17 protein-coding genes are annotated in these 23,182 nt (G+C 62.1%); 7 read left to right on the forward strand and 10 right to left on the reverse strand.

The window, feature by feature from the left end; genetic code table 11:
- Positions 1 to 57: 57 nt before the first annotated feature.
- From ACZ881_RS11960 to ACZ881_RS11975, 4 genes are all read right to left on the reverse strand, one after another.
- Positions 58 to 2,493 carry an ABC transporter permease gene (locus tag ACZ881_RS11960; protein WP_476115616.1) on the reverse strand — a complete coding sequence of 812 codons (2,436 nt, stop codon included), beginning with the start codon at positions 2,491 to 2,493 and terminating at the stop codon, positions 58 to 60.
- A 68-nt stretch (positions 2,494 to 2,561) separates the two neighbouring features.
- On the reverse strand, positions 2,562 to 3,332 hold the full coding sequence (locus ACZ881_RS11965) for an ABC transporter ATP-binding protein (RefSeq protein WP_476115618.1): 771 nt from the start codon (positions 3,330 to 3,332) through the stop codon (positions 2,562 to 2,564).
- 97 nt (positions 3,333 to 3,429) lie between these two features.
- The gene (locus ACZ881_RS11970; protein WP_476115621.1) at positions 3,430 to 4,938 is read right to left on the reverse strand and encodes an alpha/beta fold hydrolase; all 1,509 of its coding nucleotides are present in this window, start codon (positions 4,936 to 4,938) and stop codon (positions 3,430 to 3,432) included.
- A gap of 47 nt (positions 4,939 to 4,985) precedes the next feature.
- On the reverse strand, positions 4,986 to 6,287 hold the full coding sequence (locus ACZ881_RS11975) for an acyltransferase family protein (RefSeq protein ID WP_476115624.1): 1,302 nt from the start codon (positions 6,285 to 6,287) through the stop codon (positions 4,986 to 4,988).
- 135 nt (positions 6,288 to 6,422) lie between these two features.
- Here ACZ881_RS11975 and ACZ881_RS11980 point away from each other — a divergent pair, with 135 nt between their 5' ends.
- Together ACZ881_RS11980 and ACZ881_RS11985 are read left to right on the forward strand one after the other, a co-directional pair.
- A complete protein-coding gene (locus ACZ881_RS11980) occupies positions 6,423 to 7,673 on the forward strand; it encodes a sensor histidine kinase (RefSeq protein ID WP_476115626.1) in 1,251 nt (416 codons plus the stop codon).
- On the forward strand, positions 7,661 to 8,299 hold the full coding sequence (locus tag ACZ881_RS11985; protein ID WP_476115629.1) for a response regulator: 639 nt from the start codon (positions 7,661 to 7,663) through the stop codon (positions 8,297 to 8,299). Before ACZ881_RS11980 ends, ACZ881_RS11985 begins: the two co-directional genes overlap by 13 nt.
- Positions 8,300 to 8,315: 16 nt before the next feature.
- Here ACZ881_RS11985 and ACZ881_RS11990 read toward each other — a convergent pair whose 3' ends face one another.
- Genes ACZ881_RS11990 through ACZ881_RS12015 form a run of 6 tightly spaced genes read right to left on the reverse strand, consistent with a single transcriptional unit; the run spans position 8,316 to position 17,065 of the window.
- Positions 8,316 to 9,428, reverse strand: a complete 1,113-nt coding sequence (locus tag ACZ881_RS11990) for a mandelate racemase/muconate lactonizing enzyme family protein (protein ID WP_476115632.1) — start codon at positions 9,426 to 9,428, stop codon at positions 8,316 to 8,318.
- Between the two features lie 38 nt (positions 9,429 to 9,466).
- Positions 9,467 to 11,113, reverse strand: coding sequence for a PucR family transcriptional regulator (locus tag ACZ881_RS11995; RefSeq protein WP_476115635.1), 1,647 nt, complete (start codon positions 11,111 to 11,113; stop codon positions 9,467 to 9,469).
- A complete protein-coding gene (locus ACZ881_RS12000; protein ID WP_476115638.1) occupies positions 11,110 to 13,119 on the reverse strand; it encodes a S9 family peptidase in 2,010 nt (669 codons plus the stop codon). Before ACZ881_RS12000 ends, ACZ881_RS11995 begins: the two co-directional genes overlap by 4 nt.
- Positions 13,116 to 14,105, reverse strand: coding sequence for an ABC transporter ATP-binding protein (locus tag ACZ881_RS12005; protein ID WP_476115640.1), 990 nt, complete (start codon positions 14,103 to 14,105; stop codon positions 13,116 to 13,118). The genes ACZ881_RS12000 and ACZ881_RS12005 overlap by 4 nt, the downstream gene beginning before the upstream one ends.
- Complete coding sequence (locus ACZ881_RS12010; protein ID WP_476115643.1) at positions 14,102 to 16,078, reverse strand: dipeptide/oligopeptide/nickel ABC transporter permease/ATP-binding protein; 1,977 nt, start codon at positions 16,076 to 16,078, stop codon at positions 14,102 to 14,104. Before ACZ881_RS12010 ends, ACZ881_RS12005 begins: the two co-directional genes overlap by 4 nt.
- 3 nt (positions 16,079 to 16,081) lie before the next feature.
- A complete protein-coding gene (locus tag ACZ881_RS12015; protein ID WP_476115645.1) occupies positions 16,082 to 17,065 on the reverse strand; it encodes an ABC transporter permease in 984 nt (327 codons plus the stop codon).
- A gap of 168 nt (positions 17,066 to 17,233) precedes the next feature.
- On the opposite strand from ACZ881_RS12015, the gene ACZ881_RS12020 reads away from it, so the two are divergent.
- The 5 genes from ACZ881_RS12020 to ACZ881_RS12040 all read left to right on the forward strand — a co-directional run bounded on the left by ACZ881_RS12020 (position 17,234) and on the right by ACZ881_RS12040 (position 23,088).
- Positions 17,234 to 18,619, forward strand: a complete 1,386-nt coding sequence (locus tag ACZ881_RS12020; protein ID WP_476115648.1) for a serine hydrolase domain-containing protein — start codon at positions 17,234 to 17,236, stop codon at positions 18,617 to 18,619.
- Positions 18,616 to 19,524, forward strand: coding sequence for a serine hydrolase (locus tag ACZ881_RS12025; RefSeq protein WP_476115650.1), 909 nt, complete (start codon positions 18,616 to 18,618; stop codon positions 19,522 to 19,524). The genes ACZ881_RS12020 and ACZ881_RS12025 overlap by 4 nt, the downstream gene beginning before the upstream one ends.
- Before the next feature lie 79 nt (positions 19,525 to 19,603).
- Positions 19,604 to 21,208, forward strand: a complete 1,605-nt coding sequence (locus tag ACZ881_RS12030; RefSeq protein WP_476115652.1) for an ABC transporter substrate-binding protein — start codon at positions 19,604 to 19,606, stop codon at positions 21,206 to 21,208.
- A 144-nt stretch (positions 21,209 to 21,352) separates the two neighbouring features.
- The gene (locus ACZ881_RS12035) at positions 21,353 to 22,219 is read left to right on the forward strand and encodes a hypothetical protein (protein WP_476115655.1); all 867 of its coding nucleotides are present in this window, start codon (positions 21,353 to 21,355) and stop codon (positions 22,217 to 22,219) included.
- A 23-nt stretch (positions 22,220 to 22,242) separates the two neighbouring features.
- Complete coding sequence (locus ACZ881_RS12040) at positions 22,243 to 23,088, forward strand: M55 family metallopeptidase (RefSeq protein ID WP_476115657.1); 846 nt, start codon at positions 22,243 to 22,245, stop codon at positions 23,086 to 23,088.
- Positions 23,089 to 23,182 lie beyond the last annotated feature (94 nt).

Genomic DNA, 23,182 nt, shown 5'->3' on the forward strand with positions numbered 1-23,182 from the left:
CTTCCGTGCAGTTTGGTTCGATCGCACAAGGCACTGCACCCTCTTGCGTGCGTGGGCCTACTGCCGCGAGCCGATCTCCTCGACGGGACGGATCCGCAGCGTTGCCCACGTCGAAACCGCCAAGGTGATCAGGGCTAAGGCGCACATCGACCCAATAACCGCGATGCACCACCACACGGAAAGCTGCGGGACTGGTTGCCCCGTGATACCCACGCTCATGCCCACAAGGGGCGGCAAAGCTATGGTGAGGCCGAATGCAGTTGCCAAAAGGGCAACAACCATGGCTTCACGACGCATCATGCCCCGGACTTGCCGTCGCGAAGCTCCGATGAGCTGCATCAGCGCAAACTCGCGCGATCGTTGTCCTGTGGCCATCATCAAGGTATTCACCACGGCGATCGCGATGTACCCCAGAATCACGATGAGCGCGACCAACCCCACCCATCCCTGCTGTGACCGCCCTGCAGAGCCTGCAGGGTCCGCCGCGTTGCCGCCGCTGACCACGAAGCCCGCTTCCGAAAGGGCTGAACGCGTCGCATTCACGTCATCCACGGCCTTAACATGCGCGAACCCATGGAGACCGGCCGTGGTATGGGATCGCACCACCTCACCAGACATCGTGACGTCGCCAAATCCCAAACCGCGTTCGTAAATCGCCACGACCGTGGCATCGAGCAGACTACCATCACCGAAGTTGCCGGCTATTTGATCGCCTATGCCAATGCCCAGTATCTGCTGTGCGTTACTGCTGAGGGCCACCTGATGTTCCCCGCTGAGAGCTCCGAGCGATCCTTCGTGCACCTTGAGGTCGATGGTCCCTGCGGCAGCGCCAGGGTCAATACCCTGGACAACGAATTCGGAACTGCTCGCTGGCTGTCCGCCGTAGGGCCTCTGCTGGTGGAGCACCAACTGACTCACCACCACAGGGTTTACGTCTGCAACACCGGGTGTCGCCCTGATTTCCTCGACGCGCTCGTTCGAAAGCCCTCCCGGCGCACTCACCCGCAATTGGGCAAGGACGCCGGCTTGTGCCTGGGCCTTCGCTTCGTTGTCCAGGATGGACGGGCCGCCAAGCTGCACCAGGCCCAACGAGATCCCAAGCGCGAGCGGTGTGATTGCGGCAGCAAACCGCCGGGCGTTCACTATTCCATTCTTCGATGCGAGGAACGCTGGAGCAGACGCGTGTACACGACTGGTACCGATGCAGAGAAGGGCGAAGCGCACCACCAAGGGGCCCAGCAGGGCGAGTGAGATGATAAGTACAATCGAGGCACCCGCCGCCGCGCCTGCGGCACTCTGTCCCTTGATGGCCACGGGGAGGGCCGAGAGCGACAACCCGGCCACAGCGAACGCGACCCCGGTGATGCACCGCCACTTGCCGATGGTCGTCGGGCCATTCGAGGCTTCACGCAGGGCTTCGACCGGGTCCATTCGAGCCGGACGGCTTGCGGCGACCCTGGCAGCGCCCCACCCGGCCAGGAGCACCAGGGTAACCGCTCCGAGAGCAGGAATTGGACTGAACGCGAGGACAAAGTCATCAGGGATAACGCCCGATTTCACGAAGGCACCCTGCAGCGTCTTTGCAAGCACGTAACCGGGGGCAATACCCAGCAGCGCAGCGATCGACCCAACAGTAAACACCTCGCTAGCCACCAAGCGGTGTATTTGGGCGGAACCCGCCCCTACCACGCGGAGCAGGGCAAAATCCCGGTGGCGGGACTGCACTGAGAGTGACAGGGTGCCGGCGACGATGAACATCGTGACAAGCAGGCACGTGCCTGCGAACGCGGAACCGATGGCCACGAGAGAGGACCGTGCTGCCACGGATTCCAGAAACTCAACATCGCCCTTGGCATCACCACTCTGCGCTGTGAGATGAGGGAAACGCCCAGCGATTGTTGCTGCCAGCGCCGCTGGCTGCGTGCCTTCCTCAGCGAAGACGCCCAAGGCCTGAGGCGCACCGCCCCTGTGACCAAGTTGCGCGATTCGCTCGCCGCTAAGGAACAGGTGTTCGGCGCGTGTGGCTCCCATCGGCGCCTGCGCTTTGCCAACAACGCGGTATTCAGCGGGAACACCTCCATGCGTTAAACGGAGCATGCCTCCCACCACAGCAGCGGACGAAGCTGATACTACGACTTCATCGTTGGCCGAAGGAGCGACTCCTTCCTGGATCGTGAACCCGCCCAAGCTTGAGGTGGACCATGGATGTCCGTCAACCGTGCCCTCCCCGGATACAAGGTGAACCGTGGAATCTGCGACCACTGATGCTACCCCGGGAATTTCAGAGAGCTGCTCTGCGAGTCCCGCCGGAAGGGGCACTCGCTCAAGCAGGGGCAGCGGGATATCGTCCTCGATGGGAAGTGACTGGCTGCCACCAACGATCACATCGGCCGCAGCGTATCGTTCAGGGGCAATGCCGCCACGGATGCCGGACTCCACCAAGACGCCCAAGCCTGTGATGAGCGCCGTTGCGACGAGAATCGATACCGCCACGCCCACGAAGCTTGTGCGGTTCTGACGCAGGCCCGTTTGTACCAGACGACAAAAAGTTAGACGCCTCATCACCACTCCCCCAAAGTGCTCATGTGGTCGGCAATTTGGGTCGGGCTGGCACTATCGAGGTGTCCTGCGAAAGCGCCATCAGCGAGGAAGATGACGCGGTCGGCGTGTGCAGCGACCACGGGGTCGTGGGTGACTACAACCACGGTCTGTTCCAGTTCGCGCACCGTGTGTGCAAGCAGATCCAGTACTTGTTTCCCTGAACGGGAATCCAGGGCCCCCGTGGGTTCGTCCCCGAATACGACATGTGGTCGTGTGATCAGCGCCCTCGCTATCGCAACCCGCTGCTGCTGCCCGCCGGAAAGCTCTGCAGGCCGCCTCCCGGCATGGGCCTCCAGTCCAACGGAATGCAAGAGGAAGTCCAACCAGCCTTTTTCAACCGAGCCTCCGGCCAGCAGCAACGGCAAGCTGATGTTCTCCTCCACCGACAGAGCAGGCAGCAGGTTGTACGCCTGGAACACGAAGCCCACATGGTCGCGCCGGAATGCCGTAAGTGCTGACTTTGGTAACCCGGTTACCTCTGTATCGCCAAGACGGATCGAGCCACTCGTGGGGGTGTCGAGGCCAGCGGCGCAGTGGAGTAATGTACTCTTGCCCGAGCCTGACGGCCCCATAATCGCGGTGAAGCTGCCGCGCTGGAGAGACAGACTGACGCCGCCGAGCGCGGTGACGGAATTGGCCTTCGAGCCGTAGGTTTTGATGACGGAATCGAGGCACAGCACCTCGGTGGACTGATGCATCGCCTGGGCGACGCCGCGGAGTACGGAAGTCATGCTTCAACGCTAAGACGGACGCGTGTTCTGTCCCATCCAGCCAGGCACCGGAAAGAAGGTGGTGCTGGCTATACCAAGCGCTGAACCCAGCGGCCCGCTATTCGCAGACGATGTCTGCGCTGGGCAGCTTCCCGTCGAGCAGGTAGTCGTTGACGGCGGAATTGGCGCATTGGTTGCCATAGGTGGGGAAAACGGCGTGTATCCGCCCAGGGAGCGTAATCAAACGGGAACCTTTCATCGCTGCGTGCATGCCAAGGCCTTCCTCATAGGTGGTCCGGGTGTCCCCAACGGCCTGGATCTGCAACGCACGTGCGGGGTTGTCGATGGCAATGGGCAGGGCAGGGCTCTTCCGCCAGAACGAACAAGGGGTTATCGTGTGGTGCACCCCGGCAAAAACCGGCTGGTCGCGCCGGTGCCGCTGGATCTCCTCCCAGTACCACTCGGGGTCGGCGGGCATGGTGACGTCGCCGCACACGATGGCCAGGGTTGCTGAGTAGTCGGCTCCGGTACCAAGCTCGGTCTTGAACCAGGCTTGGACCAACCCGGCCAGCATGGGGTGAAGCTCAACCCTTTCGCCGCGGGCGAGGGCACGCAGTTGGACCAGCACCTGGGCGAACGTCTCGTTGTCCGCTTCGAGGTCGCTGACCCCGTTGACATACATGAGGAAAGGCAGCACATGGTCATCCAGCATGTAGTCGCCTACCGGGATCGGTTTTTGGGCCGCGTCGCTGATCAACTTTTCGATCACCTCACGCACCTCGGTTGCCGTTGATCCCAACTGGTATTGATTGCTCCGGGAGGCAGCCCACCCTGCGAAGTCGTCTATTGCTTTCTCGTTTGCGGCAGCCATGTCCTTGAACATCGTGATTCCGTACTTTGCGGGGTCGGGTGCGCTGTCCAGTACCAGGCGATCAATCCTGTCGGGGAACATCTGGCTGTACGTCGCGCCGAGGAACGTCCCATAGGACCACCCCAGAAATGACGTCTCGGATTCGCCAAGCGCCGCCCTGATAACGTCAACGTCCCGGGCAATATTCTGTGTGTTGATGTGGGGAAGGATACCGGGGTACTTCTCCCAGCATCGATCAGCTGCCTCCTTGGCCCTTGAAACATTTTCATCAAATCCTTCGCGGTCGGTGCCGGCAGACCGCATCCAGGACATCTGCCGAACTCCGCAATCTACGGGTGTGCTCTTGCCAAGCCCACGCGTGTCCATGCCTATCACGTCATAGGCTGCGGCCACCTCAGGTGTCATACCGGCACGAAGTATGGCAGGTAATCCCAGGCCCCTGCCTCCAGGCCCACCCGGGTTGGTCTGCAGGATCCCTCGTCGCTTCGACGGGTCCGTGGATGCGATCCTGGAGACCGCTACTGTGATGGTCTCGCCGTCCGGGGCGGAATAGTCGAGTGGAACCGTGACCATTGCACATTGTGTTCCGGAGTTGGCGAGCTCTTGGTCCTCGCAGGTAGCCCACACGATGCTCTGATCGTGGAAGCGCGCCAGGCCGCTTGCCGGATCCGCCGGTAGGTTGACCGCCGCACAGCCCGCCACGAGTGGGACGGTGAGCAGGGCTGCAACGACGGAAGTCGTGCGAAGTCTTTTCATGGATTGTTTTCCTTTTCCGGTGACGTTGATAGCCCATAGGGCTGTAGCTAATGGGCTGTTCGAAGACGCGGAAGATTCGCGTGACCCACCAAGGCGCAGCAGAACAGGGCGACGCTTATTCCGGCCGTGACCGGGGTTACCCCCTCTATCAACAGGACAATCACGCCCAAGACGCCCAGCACGGTGCTGAACGCGACGCGTCGGTTGTTGCTCGAACGTAGGCGCGGGTCACTGCCCGCACGTTCGAAAAGCCCGAATACCTGAACAACGGGGAGAAGGACACACAAGACTGCCGCGAGCCAATACGACCTTGTGAACCACCAGTCTCCACTTCCTGGTACGGGTAGCCGGTATGGCAGGATGAGCAGAAACCCCGCAAGGGCAACGAGAACCGGCATGTGCCACAGATAGATGGTCATCGCGCGTGATCCAACAGCCCTGATCGAACTGATGACAAAGGGATTTTCTGCCCACCGCCGGATTTTTGGCTGGCAAAGGGAGAAGACCATCACTTGCACCACTGCCAGCAGTGCCAACGCTCCTGTGGGCGGGTTGAGATTCAGATACATGTCGCCGGAGTACCAACCAGCAACGGTTAAGGCCATTAACAAGGCCAGTGATATCCCCGCCCCATACCCGCGTACAACCGGCGCCAATCGCTCAAGAGACCCATCCGCGAGCCAAAAACCCAGTTGTTGGACGAAGAGCCAGACAAACACGAGGTTTGCGTAGCCGACGGCTGTTTGGTCGGTCAGGATTTTGAGAGCGTCGACTGCAACCATCGGTAGCATCAGTCCAAGCATGGTGAGGACTCTTGCCTTGCGGTGTGCGTACGCCATCAAAGGCACCAAAGCCGAGCAGCCAAGATACACAGCCAGGAACCATAAGGGCTGACTGATGCGGTATCCGGCGGTTGAAACAATATTGGCGGGGACACCGGCCAGCGTCAGCACTAGCAGGCCTAATCCGACCAACCCGACCAGAATCACCGCTGGAACCAGAAGCCTCAGAAGTCGGGAACGAACATAGTCCGCTGCGTTTTCTCCCCGATCTGACATGGCTCGCCAATGGGAGATTGAGCTGAAGCCTCCCGCGATGAAGAACAAAGGCATGACCTGGGCGAACCACGTAACGGAAGCGAACCATGCCTGTCCATCGAGGGCGTTCTCCAGAACCGGACCACCCGGCCCAATGCTCACTCCCACCATCAGGGCGTGGATCAGTACCACGACCACCAGGCAGAGACTCCTTATCACGTCGATACTCACGTCCCTGGATGTTGCACCGGATGCGACGCGCGCAGCTCTTTCCGGCAGTTTGGAGGCTATTGATGATGCATCGGATTTCATGCTTTCGACGCTACGGATCAGCGGAGACAGGCACGATGGTGCAGGACCCCGTCTTTTTAGGGGTGAAAGCTGCACCAGCAAATGGTGTAGCTGACTACACCGACAAGGGCTGTGTCGCCGGGAGAGACTGGACAGGTGATTAACAAACGACTGGGGCAATGGTGGCGCGCATTCGCGTACCTCGCCCGTGAACTGGTGTTCGGCTTCCTGTCCATGGGCTTCTTTATGCTCACGGCAGTCCTGGCCCCGCTGCTGTTGTTCAGCGGCGGGTGGTTGATTGCTTCCCCCTTAGTGGCTGCGCTTCGTTGGTGGGCCGGGCTCGCAAGGGGGCGAACAGGCCGATACAGGGGGTCGGTTGTCATTGCAGCGTATGCCCCGCTCCCCAGAAAACCGTCGTTCGAAGAGCGGCAGCGCTTTGTCTTCTCCCGCTCCACCGGCCGGGACGCCCTGTGGCTGCTGGGGCACGCGTTCATTGTGCCGATTGTGGCCGTCTTTTGCGTAGCCCTGCCTTTTGGCGCACTGAACACCTTACTCATTCCGGCCTACTGGTACTTGCTTCCTCCGGACCAACCCGTCAGCAGCATCTATCCAGTAACTTCCTGGGAGGCTGCGTATTGGATGCTTCCCATCGGGCTTGCCTACGCCGTCCTCTCTTGGCTGCTCCTGCCGGCTGTTGCCCGGGGGCTTTCGTGGGCCCAGTTACGGATCCTCGCGCCCACCAAATCATCCCTGGTGGAGAGGGTGACGGCCTTGACGGCCAGCCGGGCAGCAGCCTTGGACGCCCATGCCGCGGAACTCAAGAGGATCGAACGGGACCTGCACGATGGCGCACAAAACCGCTTGGTCGGCGTCGTGATGATGCTCGGACTTGCCGAACGGACCCTTGAAAAAAATCCGGATGAGGCCCTCCCTCACGTCCGCCGGGCCCAGCAGGCGGCCACTGAAGCTCTGGCAGGCTTGCGCACGGCAGTGCACGACATCCATCCTCCGATCCTGGACGAACTGGGCCTTGAAGGTGCGTTGTCGGCATTGTCGGGAAGGTCGGCCATTCCGTGCCTCCTGACCCTGGAGAATCTGGAGCGGGTGCCGGCGGCACTGGAGTCCGCCAGTTATTTCATCGTTGCCGAAGCCTTGAGCAATGCGAACAAGTACAGTGACGCGTCGCAGATAATAGTGGTGGTCGGCCGCGACGCAGGTCAAACCGGGTCAGCAGATAAACTACTTATCTCCGTCGAAGACAATGGTTCCGGCGGAGCGCTCGAGCGTCCGGGTGGTGGCCTCGCGGGCATCCGCCGCAGGACAGAGGCTTTCGAAGGTTCAGCCCGGTTCGAGAGCCCGGCCGGGGGACCAACGACTGTCAAGGTGGAACTGCCATGCGAGTGGTAATTGCTGAGGACGATGCCCTCCTGCGGGAAGGACTGTCATTGCTCCTGAAAAGTGAGGGATTCGAAGTCGTCGCCGCTGTGGACAACGCCGATGACTTCCTCGCTGTGCTGGACAAAGCGGACGCCGCGGTCCTGGACGTGCGGATGCCGCCCACCTTCACCAATGAAGGGCTGCAGGCAGCCCGGGAAGCCCGACGGCGGCGGCCCGGCTTTCCGGTTCTGGTCCTCTCCGCTTATGTGGAGGACCGCTACGCCGGCGACCTGTTGTCTGAGGGCGCAGCAGGCCTGGGGTATCTGCTTAAGGAGCGCGTGGGTAAAGTAGCAGAATTCACGGACACGCTCCGCAGGGTGGCCGCCGGTGCCACCGTAATGGACCCGGAAGTCATCTCCCAGCTCATGAGCCGCCGCGGCGCCGGGGATCCGGTGAGCACCCTGACACCCAGGGAGCGCGACGTTCTGGGTCTCATGGCCGAAGGGCTGGACAATCTGTCCATAGCTGGCAGATTGGTGGTCACCGAGACTGCCGTCAGCAAGCACATCGGCAATATCTTCCAAAAACTGCAATTGTCCACCATGGACAGGGGCCATCGAAGGGTATTGGCCGTCCTGGCATACCTGCGGAGCTGATCCCGGGGGCTCGGCCTTATACCCGGACCTCGCATTCGCTGACCGTCAGTTCTGCCAGGACATCTATGTCAACCTCGACGCCCAGACCGGGTTTCTCCGTAATGTGAACGTCCGGAATGATGTACTTCAGATCGCCAGGTTCCTTTGCGAACCTCAGGGGGCCGGAGAGCTCCGTGGAAACGATGTTAGGGTGGCTGAGCGCCAGGTGAAAGCCTGCCGAGGAAGCAATACTGGTCTCAAGCATGGAGCCGATTTGTACCTTGAGTCCGCCGAGTTCGGCTTGTGTCGCCAACCGGTGGCATGGAGTGATGCCTCCGCTTTTCATCAGTTTTAGATTAACCATGTCCACGGAGCGGTCACGCACAAACTGCGCGAGATCCCGTGCATCCACCACGGCTTCGTCCGCCATGAGCCTGATCCCCGTGCCCTGGCGGATCAGTCGGAAACCATCAATGTCGTCGGCGAGGATGGGCTGTTCCACCCAGTCGATATCAAACGGCTCCAGGGCCCTGATCATCGTCAGTGCAGTGGCCGGATCGCCCCAGCCCTGATTGGCATCCACGCGAATTCCCAGATCGTCACCGATGGCCGCCCGCACGGCGCGCACCCGTTCGATATCCTGTCCGTCTCCCCCGCCAAGTTTCATCTTGAGGTGGCGATACCCTTCTTGCCGGGCCTGGACGGCCTGCTCGGCTAGAACGTCGGGCGCCAGGATACTCATCACGCGGGCGATGGTGGGCTGTGCGGGCCTGCGGCCACCGAGCAGTGAGTACACGGGGCGTCCAGCCGCTTTGCCTGCCAAATCCCAGCAGGCGATATCCACAGCAGCTTTTGCGGCGCCGCAACCTTTGAGCGCGGCACCAAGCCGATGGTGGACTGCAGTGATGTCTCGGGGGTCCAATCCCAAAACTGCGGGTATCAGTTCCGTCCTGAGTGCCTCAACTGTTCCCGTGGGTGTCTCGCCTGTGATGTGCCCATCCGGCACGCTCTCACCGTATCCAACCAGGCCGTCATCGGTTTCCAGCGTAAGGATAATGCTTGGCATCGACGGGTAGGACCCGTAGGAAACCAAGAAGGGTTCAATCAACGGGACATCTATCAGGGTAATGGTCGCGCGGGAAATTTTCATGGGGACGGATTCCTATCAATGGTGCGGGCGGGGAATTCTCACTTGGAGTGTGAGGACAGAATGCAAAGTTGGAGCATGGCGGCGAATCTGGTCTGTGGATCGTCCAGGTCCAGCCCACCTACGGAGGCGAGTCGACGCAGCCGGTAGCGGAAGGTATTGGGGTGGATATAGACAGCTGCCGAAGCGGCGGCGATGTCACCAAAAGCGTCGAGCCAGGCACGAAGGGTATCTACCAGGTTGGCGTTGTGTTTCTGGTCATAGGCATAGAGTCGGGCGATCTGCCCGGTGGGCTGTTCACCGCGGGAAGCAGCGAGCTCGGTTAACTCGAGGATCAACGCTTCAACATGAACATCGGCCAGCCGGGCCACGCGCCGGCCCCTTACGTTGTCCGATCGGAGCACGCGAAGGACTCGGTCCGCGCTGGCCCGGGCGCTTGCAAGATCGGCGGGCCCTTTGGCCAGCGTCCCAACTCCGATCACAGCGTTGGCACGGTCTCCCAGGCGTCGAAGGAAATCACTCCCCGTTGCGGCAGCACGCTCTTCCGCGTGCTCGTCTTGCGAAACGGGAAACAGTGCGTACGTGGTATCACCGAGGAGGGCTACGGCGCAGCGTGGCTGGACAGCACCAAGGTGCATGGCGAAGCTGTCAGTTATCCTTTGCCTTTCCATGGCCAGTCCTGCATCAGTTGCTGTTCGGCGTGCAGGCTCCGGATCAGGGAGCACGGACAAAGCCAGTACCACTACAGGCTGCCCCGCCAAGCCCAACCGGTCCAACGCGTCCAGGGCGCCAATCCCACCTTCCAGGGCGTTGCTCAGCAGATCGGCCCGCATCCGGCGTTCCTCGTCCGCTCCGGCGTGCAGCCGCAGCACATGCAGCGCCACGAGCTTAGCCCCGTCGCGCAAGGACTGCATTCTCTCCTCGCTGAGCGGACGACGGACGGCAACCCAAATGGAACCGAGGAATTCATCGCCGGCCCGGACCGCCACGGCAACCCTGGGCAGGGAGACAGCGTCCAAAGATGGGGGCAATGCGTCGATGATGACCGGCTCGTTGGAGCGATACAGTTCACGGAACACACCGCGCTCCACGAACACCTTGGATACGGCCTCGGGCACCTGGCGTCCCAGGATCGTCTCAACTCTTGAGTTGTCCGCCTCGTCCTGACGCCCGGAGAAAGCAAGCACACGGGAGTTCCGGTCTTCAATGGTTACGGGTGCATCCATGAGAGCGGCAATGGCATTCGCTAAGGAGAACAGATCGCCTGCAGGTAAGCCCGCCACCGAATCCGAAGCGGTGACTCCTGCATCCCGTGCTGCAAGCAATGTGCGCAGCATGGCAGCCAGCTGCGCCCATCCTGCCCCGGGGGTTAGGCCGAGCAGCGCAACCCCGGACTCTTCCACAGCCCGGACCACCTTGGGGTCGGTTGTGGTCGGGGTGCGGACCACAAGTCCTACGGCCCCTTGGTGCCCCAGGCGCCGGATCAGCGTCGCCAGGGATGCATCCTGAAGGCCTATTCCCAACACCAGGGCATGGGCGGGAAGGACCGGTTCATCGAAGGGGTCGTAGATGACCACTCCCCCAATTTCATCCGCGGCCCCCACGTCGCCCTGGATGAGTTCCAGGAATGTGGCACCCAAATCATCCAGGACACGCCCCAGGCTCACACGGGGACGCTGATCACTCATCCAAGCCCCGCCTCCACAGCCGTTGGCGCCCCTCGTTGTTTCTGGACGTTGGCTGCTCCGTTCACGTGATCCTCTACCCAATCGACGATGCGGCGGTTGAAGTCGATTCGATGGGATGGAGGACCCATATCCGGAAAAAGATGTGAACCTCCGGGGTAAACAACCAGGCGGCTCTCGATGCCCTGTTCGCAAAGAGCAGCGTGCCATTGCTCGGCCTGTCCCACCGGACACCTGAGGTCATCGGCGCCGTGGAGCACAAGTGTTGGCGTCGTAACTTTGGCCACGGCAGAAATGGGCGACATGTCCTCCCACCCGTCAAGGCTGTGTTCGTCCCGGGTTCCCAGTTCCCGTGCGATGAAGAAGTGTCCGCTGTCGGAGGTGCCCGCGAAACTCCGAAGATCGCTGACCACCCCGCCTGCGACCGCAGCGGCAAACCTCTGGTCACGGCCGGTCAGGTAGCACGTCATGTATCCCCCGTAGCTGTAGCCCGTCACTGCCAACCGATCCGGGTCAGCCAATCCTTCGGCAACAAGTTCGTCCAAGGGCTCCAGAAAGTCCGCAGAATCGGCAACGCCCCAGCGGCCCACGGCGGCGCGGTAAAACTCTTCGCCGTACCCGTCGCTCCCCCGGACGTTGAGCAGCAACACCACCCAACCGAGTGCAGCCAATTCCTGGTGATACAGGTTCACATCATCAGCCGCTCCGTTCCAGGCGTTGTGCGGGCCACCGTGAATATCCAGCAGCAGCGGTCTGGGTCCTGCGGGTTCCGGATCGCCGATCAGCCAGCCCTGCACAACAGCGCCGTCCGAGATATTGAATTCCCTCTCCTGACGCTGGAACAGTTCCACATCAGCAAGGTTCGCCCCGTGCTGGGTCAGCATCCGCATGGTGCCGTCCTCTACGTTCACCATCACCACCTCTCCGAAGGAGGTCGGCGTCCTGAGAATTGTCACAGCTTCTGTCCCGGCCACTGAGAGTTCAGAGACCACCAGTCCATCGCCATGGAGTATCCGGCGAGGTTCACCGCCGTCGACGTCCACTGCCAGGAGGTGGGTGCAGCCGCGGTCCCGAATGCAGAACAGCACCGATCCCCCGCCTGCAGTGAGGCGCGGCGAGGCGCCCGGATAGGCGGGCGCTCCGGCCATCACGTTACGGTCCAGGGTTCCGCTAAGGTCCACGGGCGAGCTGCCGTCCAGCGGAAGACGGGTCAGGGAATTGTGGCCTACCGGTCGGCTGGAAACAGCGAGGAGGGATTGCCCGTCCCCTGCCCATTCCAGTGCGCCAACAACCACATCGGTTGGGCCCACAACGGATGGTTCCGCTCCCGGCCGGTCCGCGTCCATTACATGTGCCGGTGCCAGAAGGCTTGATTCATCGTCGGCTGCCGGTCCTGCGGCGAAGGCCAGGCGACTGCCGTCAGGAGACCATTCCGGGTTCCGCACGTGCCAGTCTCCGTGTGTAAGTTGGACGCAGGTCCTGGTGGCAGGTTCCAGGACATGAAGCTGCCGGATCAACGATCCCAGCATGCCGATGCCATCAGTCCTGTAGTAGAAGCCATCGGCCACCATGGGCGGGTCGGCCAGCTGTGCCTGCCTCGCCGGAGCGCCAGTGGCCCCGGAGGTGGAGACAAAAGCGGTAAAAGCCAGCCGCGTGCCGTCAGGGTTCCACACGGGCCTGCCCGCTCCCGGGGGAAGCGTGGCGATGATCTCCACTGCGTGGTCGGCCATGGTCATGATGCAGACCTCGTCCCGGCCCTCTACGGTGCGGACAAACGACAACCGTGACCCGCCAGCCAACCATGCCGGCGAGGCGTCACTGCTACTGAAAGTGATCTGCCGGGGAGAACCGCCCCGGGTTTCCACCAGCCAGATGTTGCGACAGGTGCTGTCCGTACCGGCGTCGAGCGTCCTGAGCACGTAGGCGATCCATTGTCCGTCCGGGGAGAGCGCCGGCTGTTCCGGGGCGGCGATGTCCAGGAGATCGGTGCTGAGGAGCCGCCGGGTCACAGGAGGCCTGCCTTGGCCGGGAGCAACAGTTCACCGGCGAAGTGACATGCCGCCGCGTTCTTGTGGCCGTCCGGGGCAGGATCATCGACCTCGCATACCTCCCGCCCCGGAAGAACCAGGGGGCCTATGGGGCACCTTAAGTGATATCTGCAGCCTGAGGGAGGGTGGTGCGGGTCCGCTGGTTCTGCGTCATTGACGGCGCGCACGGCGGGATCTACGGCGGGAGGAGCCAGGGCCGGACTGGTACGGCTTGGTACTGCCGCCAGCAGATCCTTAGTATACGGGTGCTGCGGATCTGCCAGGATCTGCTCGGCTGGTCCTTGTTCCACGATCCGTCCGAGGTACATCACTGCGATGAGGTCAGCTACGTAGCGAACTACGGCCAGGTTGTGTGAAATGAACAGCATGGACAGATTGAGTTCCCGTTGCAGGTCCCTTATAAGGTTGAGGACTGTGCCTTGGACGGACACATCCAGCGCGGAGGTGATCTCATCGGCCACAATGATCTTCGGTTGGCCGGCCAGCGCCCTGGCCAGGGCAACCCTTTGCAGCTGGCCGCCGGACATTTGGCCGGGGTAGCTGAAGGCACGCTGGGGGTCCAGGCCCACCAGCCCCAGCAGACGTTCCACTTCGGCGGTCCGCTCCCCCGGGGCCCTCCTCCCGGTCCGCGCGATGGCTTCTGCGATGGAATCGCCAATGCTCATACGTGGATCCAGAGAAGAGTGCGGGTCCTGGAACACCATCTGCAGCGGATTGCGTTCCCCGCGGCGGTGCTGCAGTGCTTGCCCATTGAAGACGATCCGGCCGCCCGACAAGGGGGTGAGGCCTGCAGCTGCCCGGGCCAGCGTCGATTTTCCGGAGCCGGATTCTCCCACCAGGCCAACCACCTGCCCGTGTGGCACTACCAGGTTCACTCCGTCCACGGCCGTCATCCCGCGGCGGCCGCCGAAGCGGACCGAAACTTGTTCGAACCGAAGTTCATTCATGAGGCATCTCCTTGCAACACCGCGGCGTGTAATTTCAACTCAACCGGCACGGGTTGGCTGCCCGCATCACGGGAAGGGTGCCAACAGGCCACCCGGTGTCCGTCTTCCTGCCGGACTAATTGAGGATCCTCGCTGGTGCATTGTTCGGTTGCCTTGGGGCACCGGGCAGCGAACGCGCAGCCGGGCGGAATCTGGGAAGGATCGGAGGGGCGCCCCGGAATGACGGCCAGAGGCATGTCGCGGTCCGTGTCCATGTCCGGAACGGCTGCCAGGAGTGCCTGCGTGTAGGGATGCAACGCTCGCCCGGCAAGCTCGGCAGCAGGAAGGTCCTCAACAATGCGGCCCGCGTACATCACCAGGACACGTTCGCAGACCTGGCCAACCAGAGTGAGATCGTGGCTGATGAGCAGCATTGCCACGTTATCTTCCTGCTTGATGGCCGAGAGCAGCCGGAGCACCTGTTGTTGGACCGTCACGTCCAGTGCGGTGGTGGGCTCGTCGGCAACGATCAACGCCGGATTTCCCATGATGCCCATGCCGATCATGGCGCGCTGCCGCATGCCGCCGGAAAATTCATGCGGATACTGCCTCAGGCGCCTTTCCGCTGCGGGTACCCGGACAGCCCGGAGGCGGTCCGCGGCCCTTGCCAGCGCTTGGCGGCGGTTCATCCCTTGGTGCCGCATGGCCACCTCGGCGAGCTGCCTGCCGATGCGCATGGTCGGGTTGAACGACTTCATGGGGTCCTGAAACACCATCGCGAACGAGGTTCCCAGCAGATGGCGCCGGGCTTTGAAGCTGTCCGTGAGTTGGTCCTGGCCCAGGAATTCCAGACGGGATGCCGTGACCTGGCCCGGATACTCCACCAGCTGTGCCAAGGCCAAGGCCGTCTGCGTTTTGCCGGAGCCGGATTCACCCACCACACCCACGGCTTCGCCCCGCGCAAGACTGAAGCTCACGCCACGGACCGGGGTGATGGGGCCGTTGGGCCCCGGGAAGGTGACGTAGAGGTCTCGGACGGTCAGTACGGCGTCATCGGCTTCAGCTGGCGGTTCCACAGCGAACGGTTCGACGACGGCGGACTTCACCACGCGTGAGGGTGCCGGGTCCTTGCCAGCGGACCCGGGGGTGCCAAGGGTTTTGGCGACGGCCTCACCGAAAAGGTTGAACGCCAGCCCGGCAATGATGACCGCGAGGCTGGGTGCGAGGGCAGCCATGGGGTGCAGGTAGATGTCGTTGAGGCCTTCGTTGAGCAACCTGCCCCAATCGTAGGCCGGCGGCTGGACGCCGAGGCCCAGGAAGGACAGGCCTGCGAAGGCCAGAAGCGAACTTCCTGCGCCGATGGTGGCCGTCACCACCAAGGGTTCTGCGATATTGGGCAGGACGTGCCACAGGAGCCGCTGCACCCTGCCGACTCCGGCCAGTTCGGCGGCCGCTATGAAGTCGCGTTCCGATTGCGTGGCTACCAGGGTTTGGGTCAGTCGGGCGAAGGAGGGAGCCGTGGCGAAGCCGATGGCCAGCACGGCGCCGGTCTCGCCCACACCGAAAATCACGGCGAAGAACATGGCAAGCAGTAGCCCGGGGAACGCCACGGCGATGTTTACCACGGCCGTCACCAGCCTTCCCGCGCGGCGTCCCACCAGCGAGGGAAGGGTGCCCAGAAGCAAGCCGGCAAGGACGCCGATTCCCGTGGCCGCAAGGGCCAGCTTCACCGATAGGCCCGTGGCTACCAGTAGCCGGTAGAACAAGTCACGGCCCAAGCTGTCGGTACCGATCAGGTGCTCCGCGGAAGGGTCCTGCAGGATTGCTTTGGTGTTGATCTCTTCGGCCTGTCCGGACCACAAGACGGGTGCGGCAATTGCCAGTGCCAGGACTGCGAACAGCATTACCGCCGACACTGCACCTACTGGCGTCTTCAGCGCCGCCAGCCACCGCTTGCCCGTGCGGGGTGCGGCTGTTTTTCTCGGTGTGCGCATCAGTCAGCTCTCTTTGATTGTCGAACGCGGATCCAGCAGGCCCAGTGCTATGTCCACAAATAGGTTCACCAGCAGGACGCCAAGCCCGTACACCAGCACCACGCCCTGCACCACGGGATAGTCCTTTGCCAGGATGGAGGCGACGATTGTGCTGCCCAGACCGGGCCAGGCAAAGACGTTCTCCACCAGCACTGTTCCCGCCACCATGGCGCTCAGCATCAAGCCGCCAATGGTCAAGGTGGCTGTCAGAGCGTTCGGCAGGGCGTGGCGGAAGTAGACCATCCAGTCCGGGAGGCGTTTGGCGCGGGCTGTGCGGACGTAGTCGGCGCCGAGCACCGAAAGCATCTCCACGCGAACCATTCGGGACAGCACTGCTGCCGAGCCAACCGCCATGGAGAGGACCGGAAGGATGTAGGAGCCCGCATCGGAACGGCCAGCCACCGGAAACCACCCGAGTTGGACCGCGAAAAAGAACACCAAGCCTACGGCTAGGAGGAACTCGGGTATGGCAGCCAACAAAATGGAGGTGGACGTGAAGGTCAGCTCCGTCCTGCGACGCCTGCCGCCGCGGGTGAGAACACCCATGAGGGCACCAACGGGCACAGCAATGATGACGGCCAGAACAAACGCCAAGCCCGCCAGCTCAAAGGTGGCCGGAAGCCGGTCCCCGATGATCTGCCCCACCGGCAAGCCAGAGGTCATCGAGGTCCCCAGATTTCCACCCAACAAACCTTGGAGGTAGTGGAGATACTGAAGCCACAGGGGGTCGTTGAGCCCCAATGCCTCACGCCGGGCCTCCACCAGGGCAGTGGGTGCCGTGGCACCCAGTGCTGACCGGACCGGGTCGCCGGGGATGAGGTGGATCATCAGGAACGACGCCGTCACCAGGACCCACACGGAAACCACCAGTCGGCCTAGTCTTCGCGCCGTAAAGCCCGACCACGGGCTGCTTGTTGCCGCCGCGGCTAAACGCGTTGCAGTGCTCAATTTCCACTCCTGCTCCTAGAATCCCGGTGGACCTCCCACGAGACTGGCGATATCTATTATGTGGCTCACATCGAGTGCCAACCTTTGGCCAATTCCACAATGCCTAAAGGTGGATGCGGGGAAATCGGACAACAGTGGACTGCCCACCCAGCGACTTACCATGGGCGCATGACCAACCTCAATGAAGTCCACATGTGGCTGGAAGGCCGCCTCCCTGCATTGCTTGCTGAACAACAGGTCCCGGGCGCCGTTGTCGCGGTTTCTGTCCAGGGCGAGGTGATCGAGTCCGCCGCCGGCGTGCTGAACAGAAACACCGGCGTCGAGACCACCGTGGATTCCTTGTTCCAGGTCGGCTCCATCACCAAGCTCTGGACGGCTACTTTGGTCATGCAGTTGGTGGACGAAGGAAAAGTGGACCTTGACGTCCCAGTCCGAAACTACCTACCGGCGTTCAGGCTTGAAGACGAATCAGCAGCGGCAGTCATCACCGCCCGCCAACTGCTGAGCCACACAGCCGGGTTCGAGGGCGATATTTTCACGGATACAGGACAAGGTGAGGATGCCCTCGCCAAGCTGGTGGAAACCTTCGATAGCGTCCCGCAGCTCTTTCCGCCGGGAGAGATGTTCTCCTACAACAACGCCGGGTATGCCCTCCTGGGTCGGATGGTCGAGGTAGTGCGCGGCAAACCATACGATGAATGCCTCCGTGAGTTCCTGTTCACCCCCTTGGAACTGACCCACGCAGCCAACGGTCCGTATGAGGCCATCCTCTTTCGTACCGCCGTGGGACACATTACCCATGGTGACGAAGAACCACAGCCCTCCCCCATTTGGGCCTTGCCTCGTTCAACCGCCCCTGCCGGCTCCATGCTCACCATGAGCGCCCGCGAACTGCTCAAGTTCGCGCAGATGCAGATGAATGCAGGACGAACAGCAACTGGCAAGCCCGTTCTCAGCCCGGAGTCCGTCGCAGGCATGCTGAAACCGCAGGTATCGCTGCCTGAGCTCGGATGGATGGGCTCCGCGTGGGGGCTGGGGTTCGCGCTTTTTGATTATGACGGCGGCCCTGTAGTCGGTCACGATGGCGGCACCATCGGCCAGACGGCTTTCCTGCGGATTTGTCCGGAGACGGACGTCTCCATCGCGCTCTTCTGCAACGGAGGCACCCCGATTCCGGTCTTCACCGAAATCGCGGAGCGGGTACTCGGCGAATTTGCGGGTATCCGGCTGCCGCAACTTCCCACACCTCCCGAAGCCAGTGTCCGTGTGGAGGCGTCACGCTTCCTTGGGGAATACTCCTCACGCGTGGCCGACGTTGTGGTCAGCCAGGACCCTGAGGGCCGTATCTGGTTGGAGCGGACACCCAAGGGACTGTACGAAGAAGTGGGCGACGAGCGCGAAAAGATTGAACTGGTGGCAACCGGAGGGGACACCCTGCTGCCCCGGCAAATGCAATACGGCATGCACATGCCGCATACCTTCGTGGGCGATGACGGGAACGGCCGCGCCCTGTTCGTCCACACCGGACGGGCTGAACGCCGGGTCACCGCGTGAGCCCGGGAACCGGACAACTTGGTGAACTCTTCGCCTCCGTGGGAGCCGTTGGCTCCGTCCACGCGCGTCAGGTGGGCGTCCTTGATGGTCCCGAGGTTTCGCTGAACCCGGACCAGCCCGTTGTGCTGGCATCTGTCTTCAAGATTCCGTTTGCACTGGCCTACTCGCGGGAAGTCTCCGCGGGCCGGCTGGTGGAAACGGAAAGGACCATAGTCACCTCGCGGTACCGGGTGGGCGGCATCGGAACAGCCGGATGCGCGGATGATGTCGAGATGAGCTGGCGGGATCTCGCCTTGTTCATGATGACCATGAGCGACAACGCCGCCGCGGACATCATCTTCCACCGAATAGGGCAGGGCGCCGTGGATGCAGTGCTGGACACCCTAGAGCTCCACGCTACCCGGATCCTCGGGTGCGGGGAGGACATGGACCTGCAGATGGCGGCCGATCTGGGCGTGGGTCCCGGTCCTGGCGGCCTGGACATCGACGCCATGCTGGCCGAGGCCACACCGGAGCAGATTTGGTCGATGGGCATCCTGGACCCCGAAAGAACACCCTCATCCACAGCCCGGGACACTGTTCGCCTGCTGGAAGCAATCTGGACGGACACGGCGGGTTCCGCCGAAACATGCGCCCGCGTCCGGACTATGATGGCCCGGCAAATCTGGCCACACCGCATGGCATCCGGCTTCGGCGACGGCGTCCTGGTAGCCGGTAAAACCGGAACGCTTCCTGCCATACGCAACGAGGCAGGAGTGGTGACCTACCCGGACGGGCGGCAGTACGCCGTCGCCGTCTTTACACGATCGGCAACCCTCTACGACCCGCAGCCGGCGGTCGACGCCGCAATTGGGAGGGCCGCGCGCCTCGCCGTGGACACCCTTCGTGGCAACCCCACCCAGTAGTCCCCTTGGATAATCCTTGAGCGCCGGGATTGTCCCGTCGGCTAAAGGCTAAAGCACAGCAGACCGAAAGAATGACTCCATGAAGACTCACAGCATGATCAAGGCGGCTCTCGGCATCACCGCCGCAGGGGCGCTATCAATGACGATGGTGGCCTGCTCAGGTTCTTCGCCGAAGACAAACGGTGGCGAACTTGCGAACGGTAAGACGTTCACAATGAGGCTGAGCGCGGACCCGGGTTCCCTGGACCCCCACTTCGCCTCCAATTCCATAACGCAGCAGGCCGCCAACTTCCTCTATGACTCACTGTTGAACTTTGACCCCGACGGGAAGCTGGTGAGCGGCCTGGCACAGAGCTGGGAAGGCACCAACACCACCGTCACGTTTACCCTGCGCAAGGACGTCACGTGCTCCGATGGTACGCCGCTGACGCCCGAAACCGTTGCCGCAAACATCAACTTCGTGGGAGACCCGGGCAACAACTCCACGCGCACAGGTGTGTACGTCCCTTCGGGTGGCACCGCGGTTGCAGACGCTTCCGCTGGCACCGTCACGGTCACCTCGCCTACGCCCGAGCCGTTCCTGGTCCGGAACGTGGGCGGATTGCCGATCGTCTGCGCAGCAGGATCCAAGGATCGAAGCATCCTGGCCCAGGGGTCTGACGGGACAGGTATGTATACCGTGACAGAGGTGGCCCCAAGCGACCATTACACACTGACGCGACGCAAGGACTATGCATGGGGACCCGGCGACTGGAAGAAGGACCAGGAGGGCTTGCCGGACAAGGTTGTCCTCAAGGTCATTGCCAACGAGACCACGGCGGCCAACCTGCTGCTGTCCGGTGAAGTAAACGCAGCTACCCTCCTGGGACCTGACAAACAAAGACTCCAAAACAAGAAGGCATTCCAGCGTGACCTGGTCACAGCCCTGGGACAAGTCTGGTTCAATCAGAAACCAGGCTCGCCGGGCTCTGATGAAAGCGTTCGGCGCGCGTTGACGCAAGCACTAAATCTCGATGAACTCGGGCAGGTGGTAACCAGTGGGAGCGGCAAGCCTGCCACCAGCCTTGTCGCCCCGGTACTCAGCCCCTGCAAGCAGGACACCCTGACAGGCAACCTGCCAGGACACAACCTCGAAGCGGCCAAGTCCGCACTGGACGCCGCGGGGTGGAAGGCTCGTGGTGACGGGGTGCGGAGCAAAGACGGAACTACGCTGAAAATGGAGTTCTTCTACCCCAGCACATTGGGACCCACCTTCGCGGCAGGTGCTGAGCTGGTCAAGGAGGTATGGTCTGGAATTGGCGTTGATGTCCAACTCCGGCCCGTTACCGACGCCGAGGGCAGCTCGCTGATCCTCGGCGGTCAAGGCGGCTGGGGTGCAGCATTCATACCCATCGGCGTCTCCCTCCCCAATGAACTCATGCCCCTTGTTTCGGGGCCGACGCCTCCGGATGGCGCCAACTTTGCCTACATCAACAACCCAGGCTATGTGGAAGCCGTCCAGAAGGCCGCAGCTTCCACTGGAGAGGCAGGCTGCGAGGACTGGGCAGCGGCCGAGAAAAGGCTCTTCGAGCACGTGGACGTGGTGCCGTTCGTCAACTCGACAAGTCCCACCTTCGCAATGGGGGCAACTTTTGAGATGGCGGACGGGCTGCTGGCTCCCTCATCCGTCCGCATGCTCCGCTGACTGTCCCTTAATGGCGAACGCTCCGTCCTGCCCTGCAGGGCGGAGCGTTCTGTTTTCACGGGTGGTAGTCCCGGACAAGGAGCACCAGAACTGTTGGTTGGCGCGGACAAAGCCACACCCCACTGATCGAGCAAGGATTGAATCATGACACTGAATCTTGAGGCCCACCTGTCCGCAGAGCGTGCACTCGTGACCGCAGCTTCGGCAGCCGCCAGGGCCAACGTCACCATCGTGGACGAGCATGATCGGGAAAAACTCCAGCACGTCGAAGAGCTGCTGGTATCCGTCTGGGGAATGTCGCCCCATGGGGCGCCCATCCCGTTCGACCTCCTCCGCAGCTTCTCGCACGCCGGATGCAACGTCTCCGCCGCGTACACGCGTGACGGAGCGCTGTGTGGGGCCGCAGTGGCCATCGTTTCACCCGAGGGCTCCGCATATTCCCTCATCGCCGGGGTGCTCCCAGGCGTCGCCGACCACGGCGTGGGATTCGCCCTCAAACAACACCAACGCGCATGGGCTTTGGCACATGGTTTGGAAACCATGACCTGGACTTTCGATCCCCTGGTCAGCCGCAATGCACGCTTCAACCTGACCAAGCTCGGTGCCGTCGCCTCCGAGTACGAGCGCAATTTTTACGGCGAAATGGAAGATCAGATCAATGCCAATGATGAATCAGACCGACTGGTTGTGGTCTGGCCTTTGTCCTCGGTGCGGAGCATCAGGTGCAGCGAAGGCATGCCTGAAGACGTAAGCCTCCCCCAAGGGCCGCTAAACAGCGCCCTGGAATACGGACCGGACTCGGGGCCCTCCCTGGTGCAGCATGAGGGAAACCTGTGGTGCCGGGCTCCCCGGGACATCGTTGCCCTTCGAGGATCCAACATCGAAGAAGCGGCAAGGTGGCGTTCTCACCTCCGTGCTGTCTTCGAAAACGCCTTTGCGTCCGGCTACGTCGCAACAGGGGTAAGCCGGACGGGTTGGTACAGACTCTCCCCCGCCTCATCCACGCTCTAACCCAACCACTAAGGAGACCCCGCATGAAGGTATACATTTCAGTTGACATGGAGGGCATCTCGGGCGTAGCCACCTACGACCAGATCATCCGGGGAGGCAGGGGCTATCCCCGGGCCCAGGCCCTGATGACTGCCGAGGCCAATGCCGCAATTGAAGGCGCCTTCGAAGGCGGCGCTACGGAAGTACTGGTCAATGACAGCCACGGAACCATGAACAACCTCCTGCACGAGGATCTGGATCCCAGGGCGCGGGTAATCTTCGGTTCACCAACTGCGTTCTGTATGGCAGAGGGCCTGACACCGGACTTCGATGTTGCCTTCTACGTTGGATACCACGCCCCAGCCGGAGTGGAAGGTCTTCTGTCCCACAGCTTCTCGGCCCTGTTCACCAGCTTCAAACTCAATGGGGAGATCGCCTCGGAGGCCGGCATCAACGGCCTTTTTGCTGCTACCCGAGGCGTCCCCGTGGGCCTGGTTACGGGCGACGACGTCATCTGTGCCCTGGCCGAGCGCGAATTTGGCGGAGTGCAGACGGTCCCGGTCAAGGTCGCGCATGGTTTTCAGGCTGCCAACAGTCTCTCCCCTGCGTTTGCCCGCGAGGCGATCCGCAAGGGTGCCCGGGCCGCGGTCCAAGGGGTGGAGAAGACCAAGTTGTTGCCCATTCCTGACCGGCTCAAGCTTGAGATAGGTTTCCAGAATCCGTTGGCCGCAGAGTTGTTGGAAGCCGTGCCCGGTGTACAACGCATCAGCAACCTCGTCATTGCCCGCGAAGTGGACTCATCCGAAGAACTTCTGGGCATGATCGGGACTACCTACGAGATGGCGGCGGTAGCCGCCAAGACCATGTTCCTCAGGGAGTCCCTCAACTGACGTATGTCCTGGTTAAACAGCTTTGCAGGAGCCGGGTACGGCTCCTGCAAAGCTGTTTAATGGGCCTCGGGTTGGCCCATGTCGGTGATCCTGA

The sequence above is a fragment of the Paenarthrobacter sp. TE3676 genome (genome assembly GCF_056279165.1).

Bases quoted from the DNA above. Each gene is read 5' to 3' on its own strand.
- ACZ881_RS11965 (WP_476115618.1), bottom strand. From the start codon at position 3,332: ATGACTTCCGTACTCCGCGGCGTCGCCCAGGCGATGCATCAGTCCACC.
- ACZ881_RS11970 (WP_476115621.1), bottom strand. From the start codon at position 4,938: ATGAAAAGACTTCGCACGACTTCCGTCGTTGCAGCCCTGCTCACCGTC.
- ACZ881_RS11975 (WP_476115624.1), bottom strand. From the start codon at position 6,287: ATGAAATCCGATGCATCATCAATAGCCTCCAAACTGCCGGAAAGAGCT.
- ACZ881_RS11985 (WP_476115629.1), top strand. From the start codon at position 7,661: ATGCGAGTGGTAATTGCTGAGGACGATGCCCTCCTGCGGGAAGGACTG.
- ACZ881_RS11990 (WP_476115632.1), bottom strand. From the start codon at position 9,428: ATGAAAATTTCCCGCGCGACCATTACCCTGATAGATGTCCCGTTGATT.
- ACZ881_RS11995 (WP_476115635.1), bottom strand. From the start codon at position 11,113: ATGAGTGATCAGCGTCCCCGTGTGAGCCTGGGGCGTGTCCTGGATGAT.
- ACZ881_RS12005 (WP_476115640.1), bottom strand. From the start codon at position 14,105: ATGAATGAACTTCGGTTCGAACAAGTTTCGGTCCGCTTCGGCGGCCGC.
- ACZ881_RS12010 (WP_476115643.1), bottom strand. From the start codon at position 16,078: ATGCGCACACCGAGAAAAACAGCCGCACCCCGCACGGGCAAGCGGTGG.
- ACZ881_RS12020 (WP_476115648.1), top strand. From the start codon at position 17,234: ATGACCAACCTCAATGAAGTCCACATGTGGCTGGAAGGCCGCCTCCCT.
- ACZ881_RS12030 (WP_476115652.1), top strand. From the start codon at position 19,604: ATGAAGACTCACAGCATGATCAAGGCGGCTCTCGGCATCACCGCCGCA.
- ACZ881_RS12035 (WP_476115655.1), top strand. From the start codon at position 21,353: ATGACACTGAATCTTGAGGCCCACCTGTCCGCAGAGCGTGCACTCGTG.
- ACZ881_RS12040 (WP_476115657.1), top strand. From the start codon at position 22,243: ATGAAGGTATACATTTCAGTTGACATGGAGGGCATCTCGGGCGTAGCC.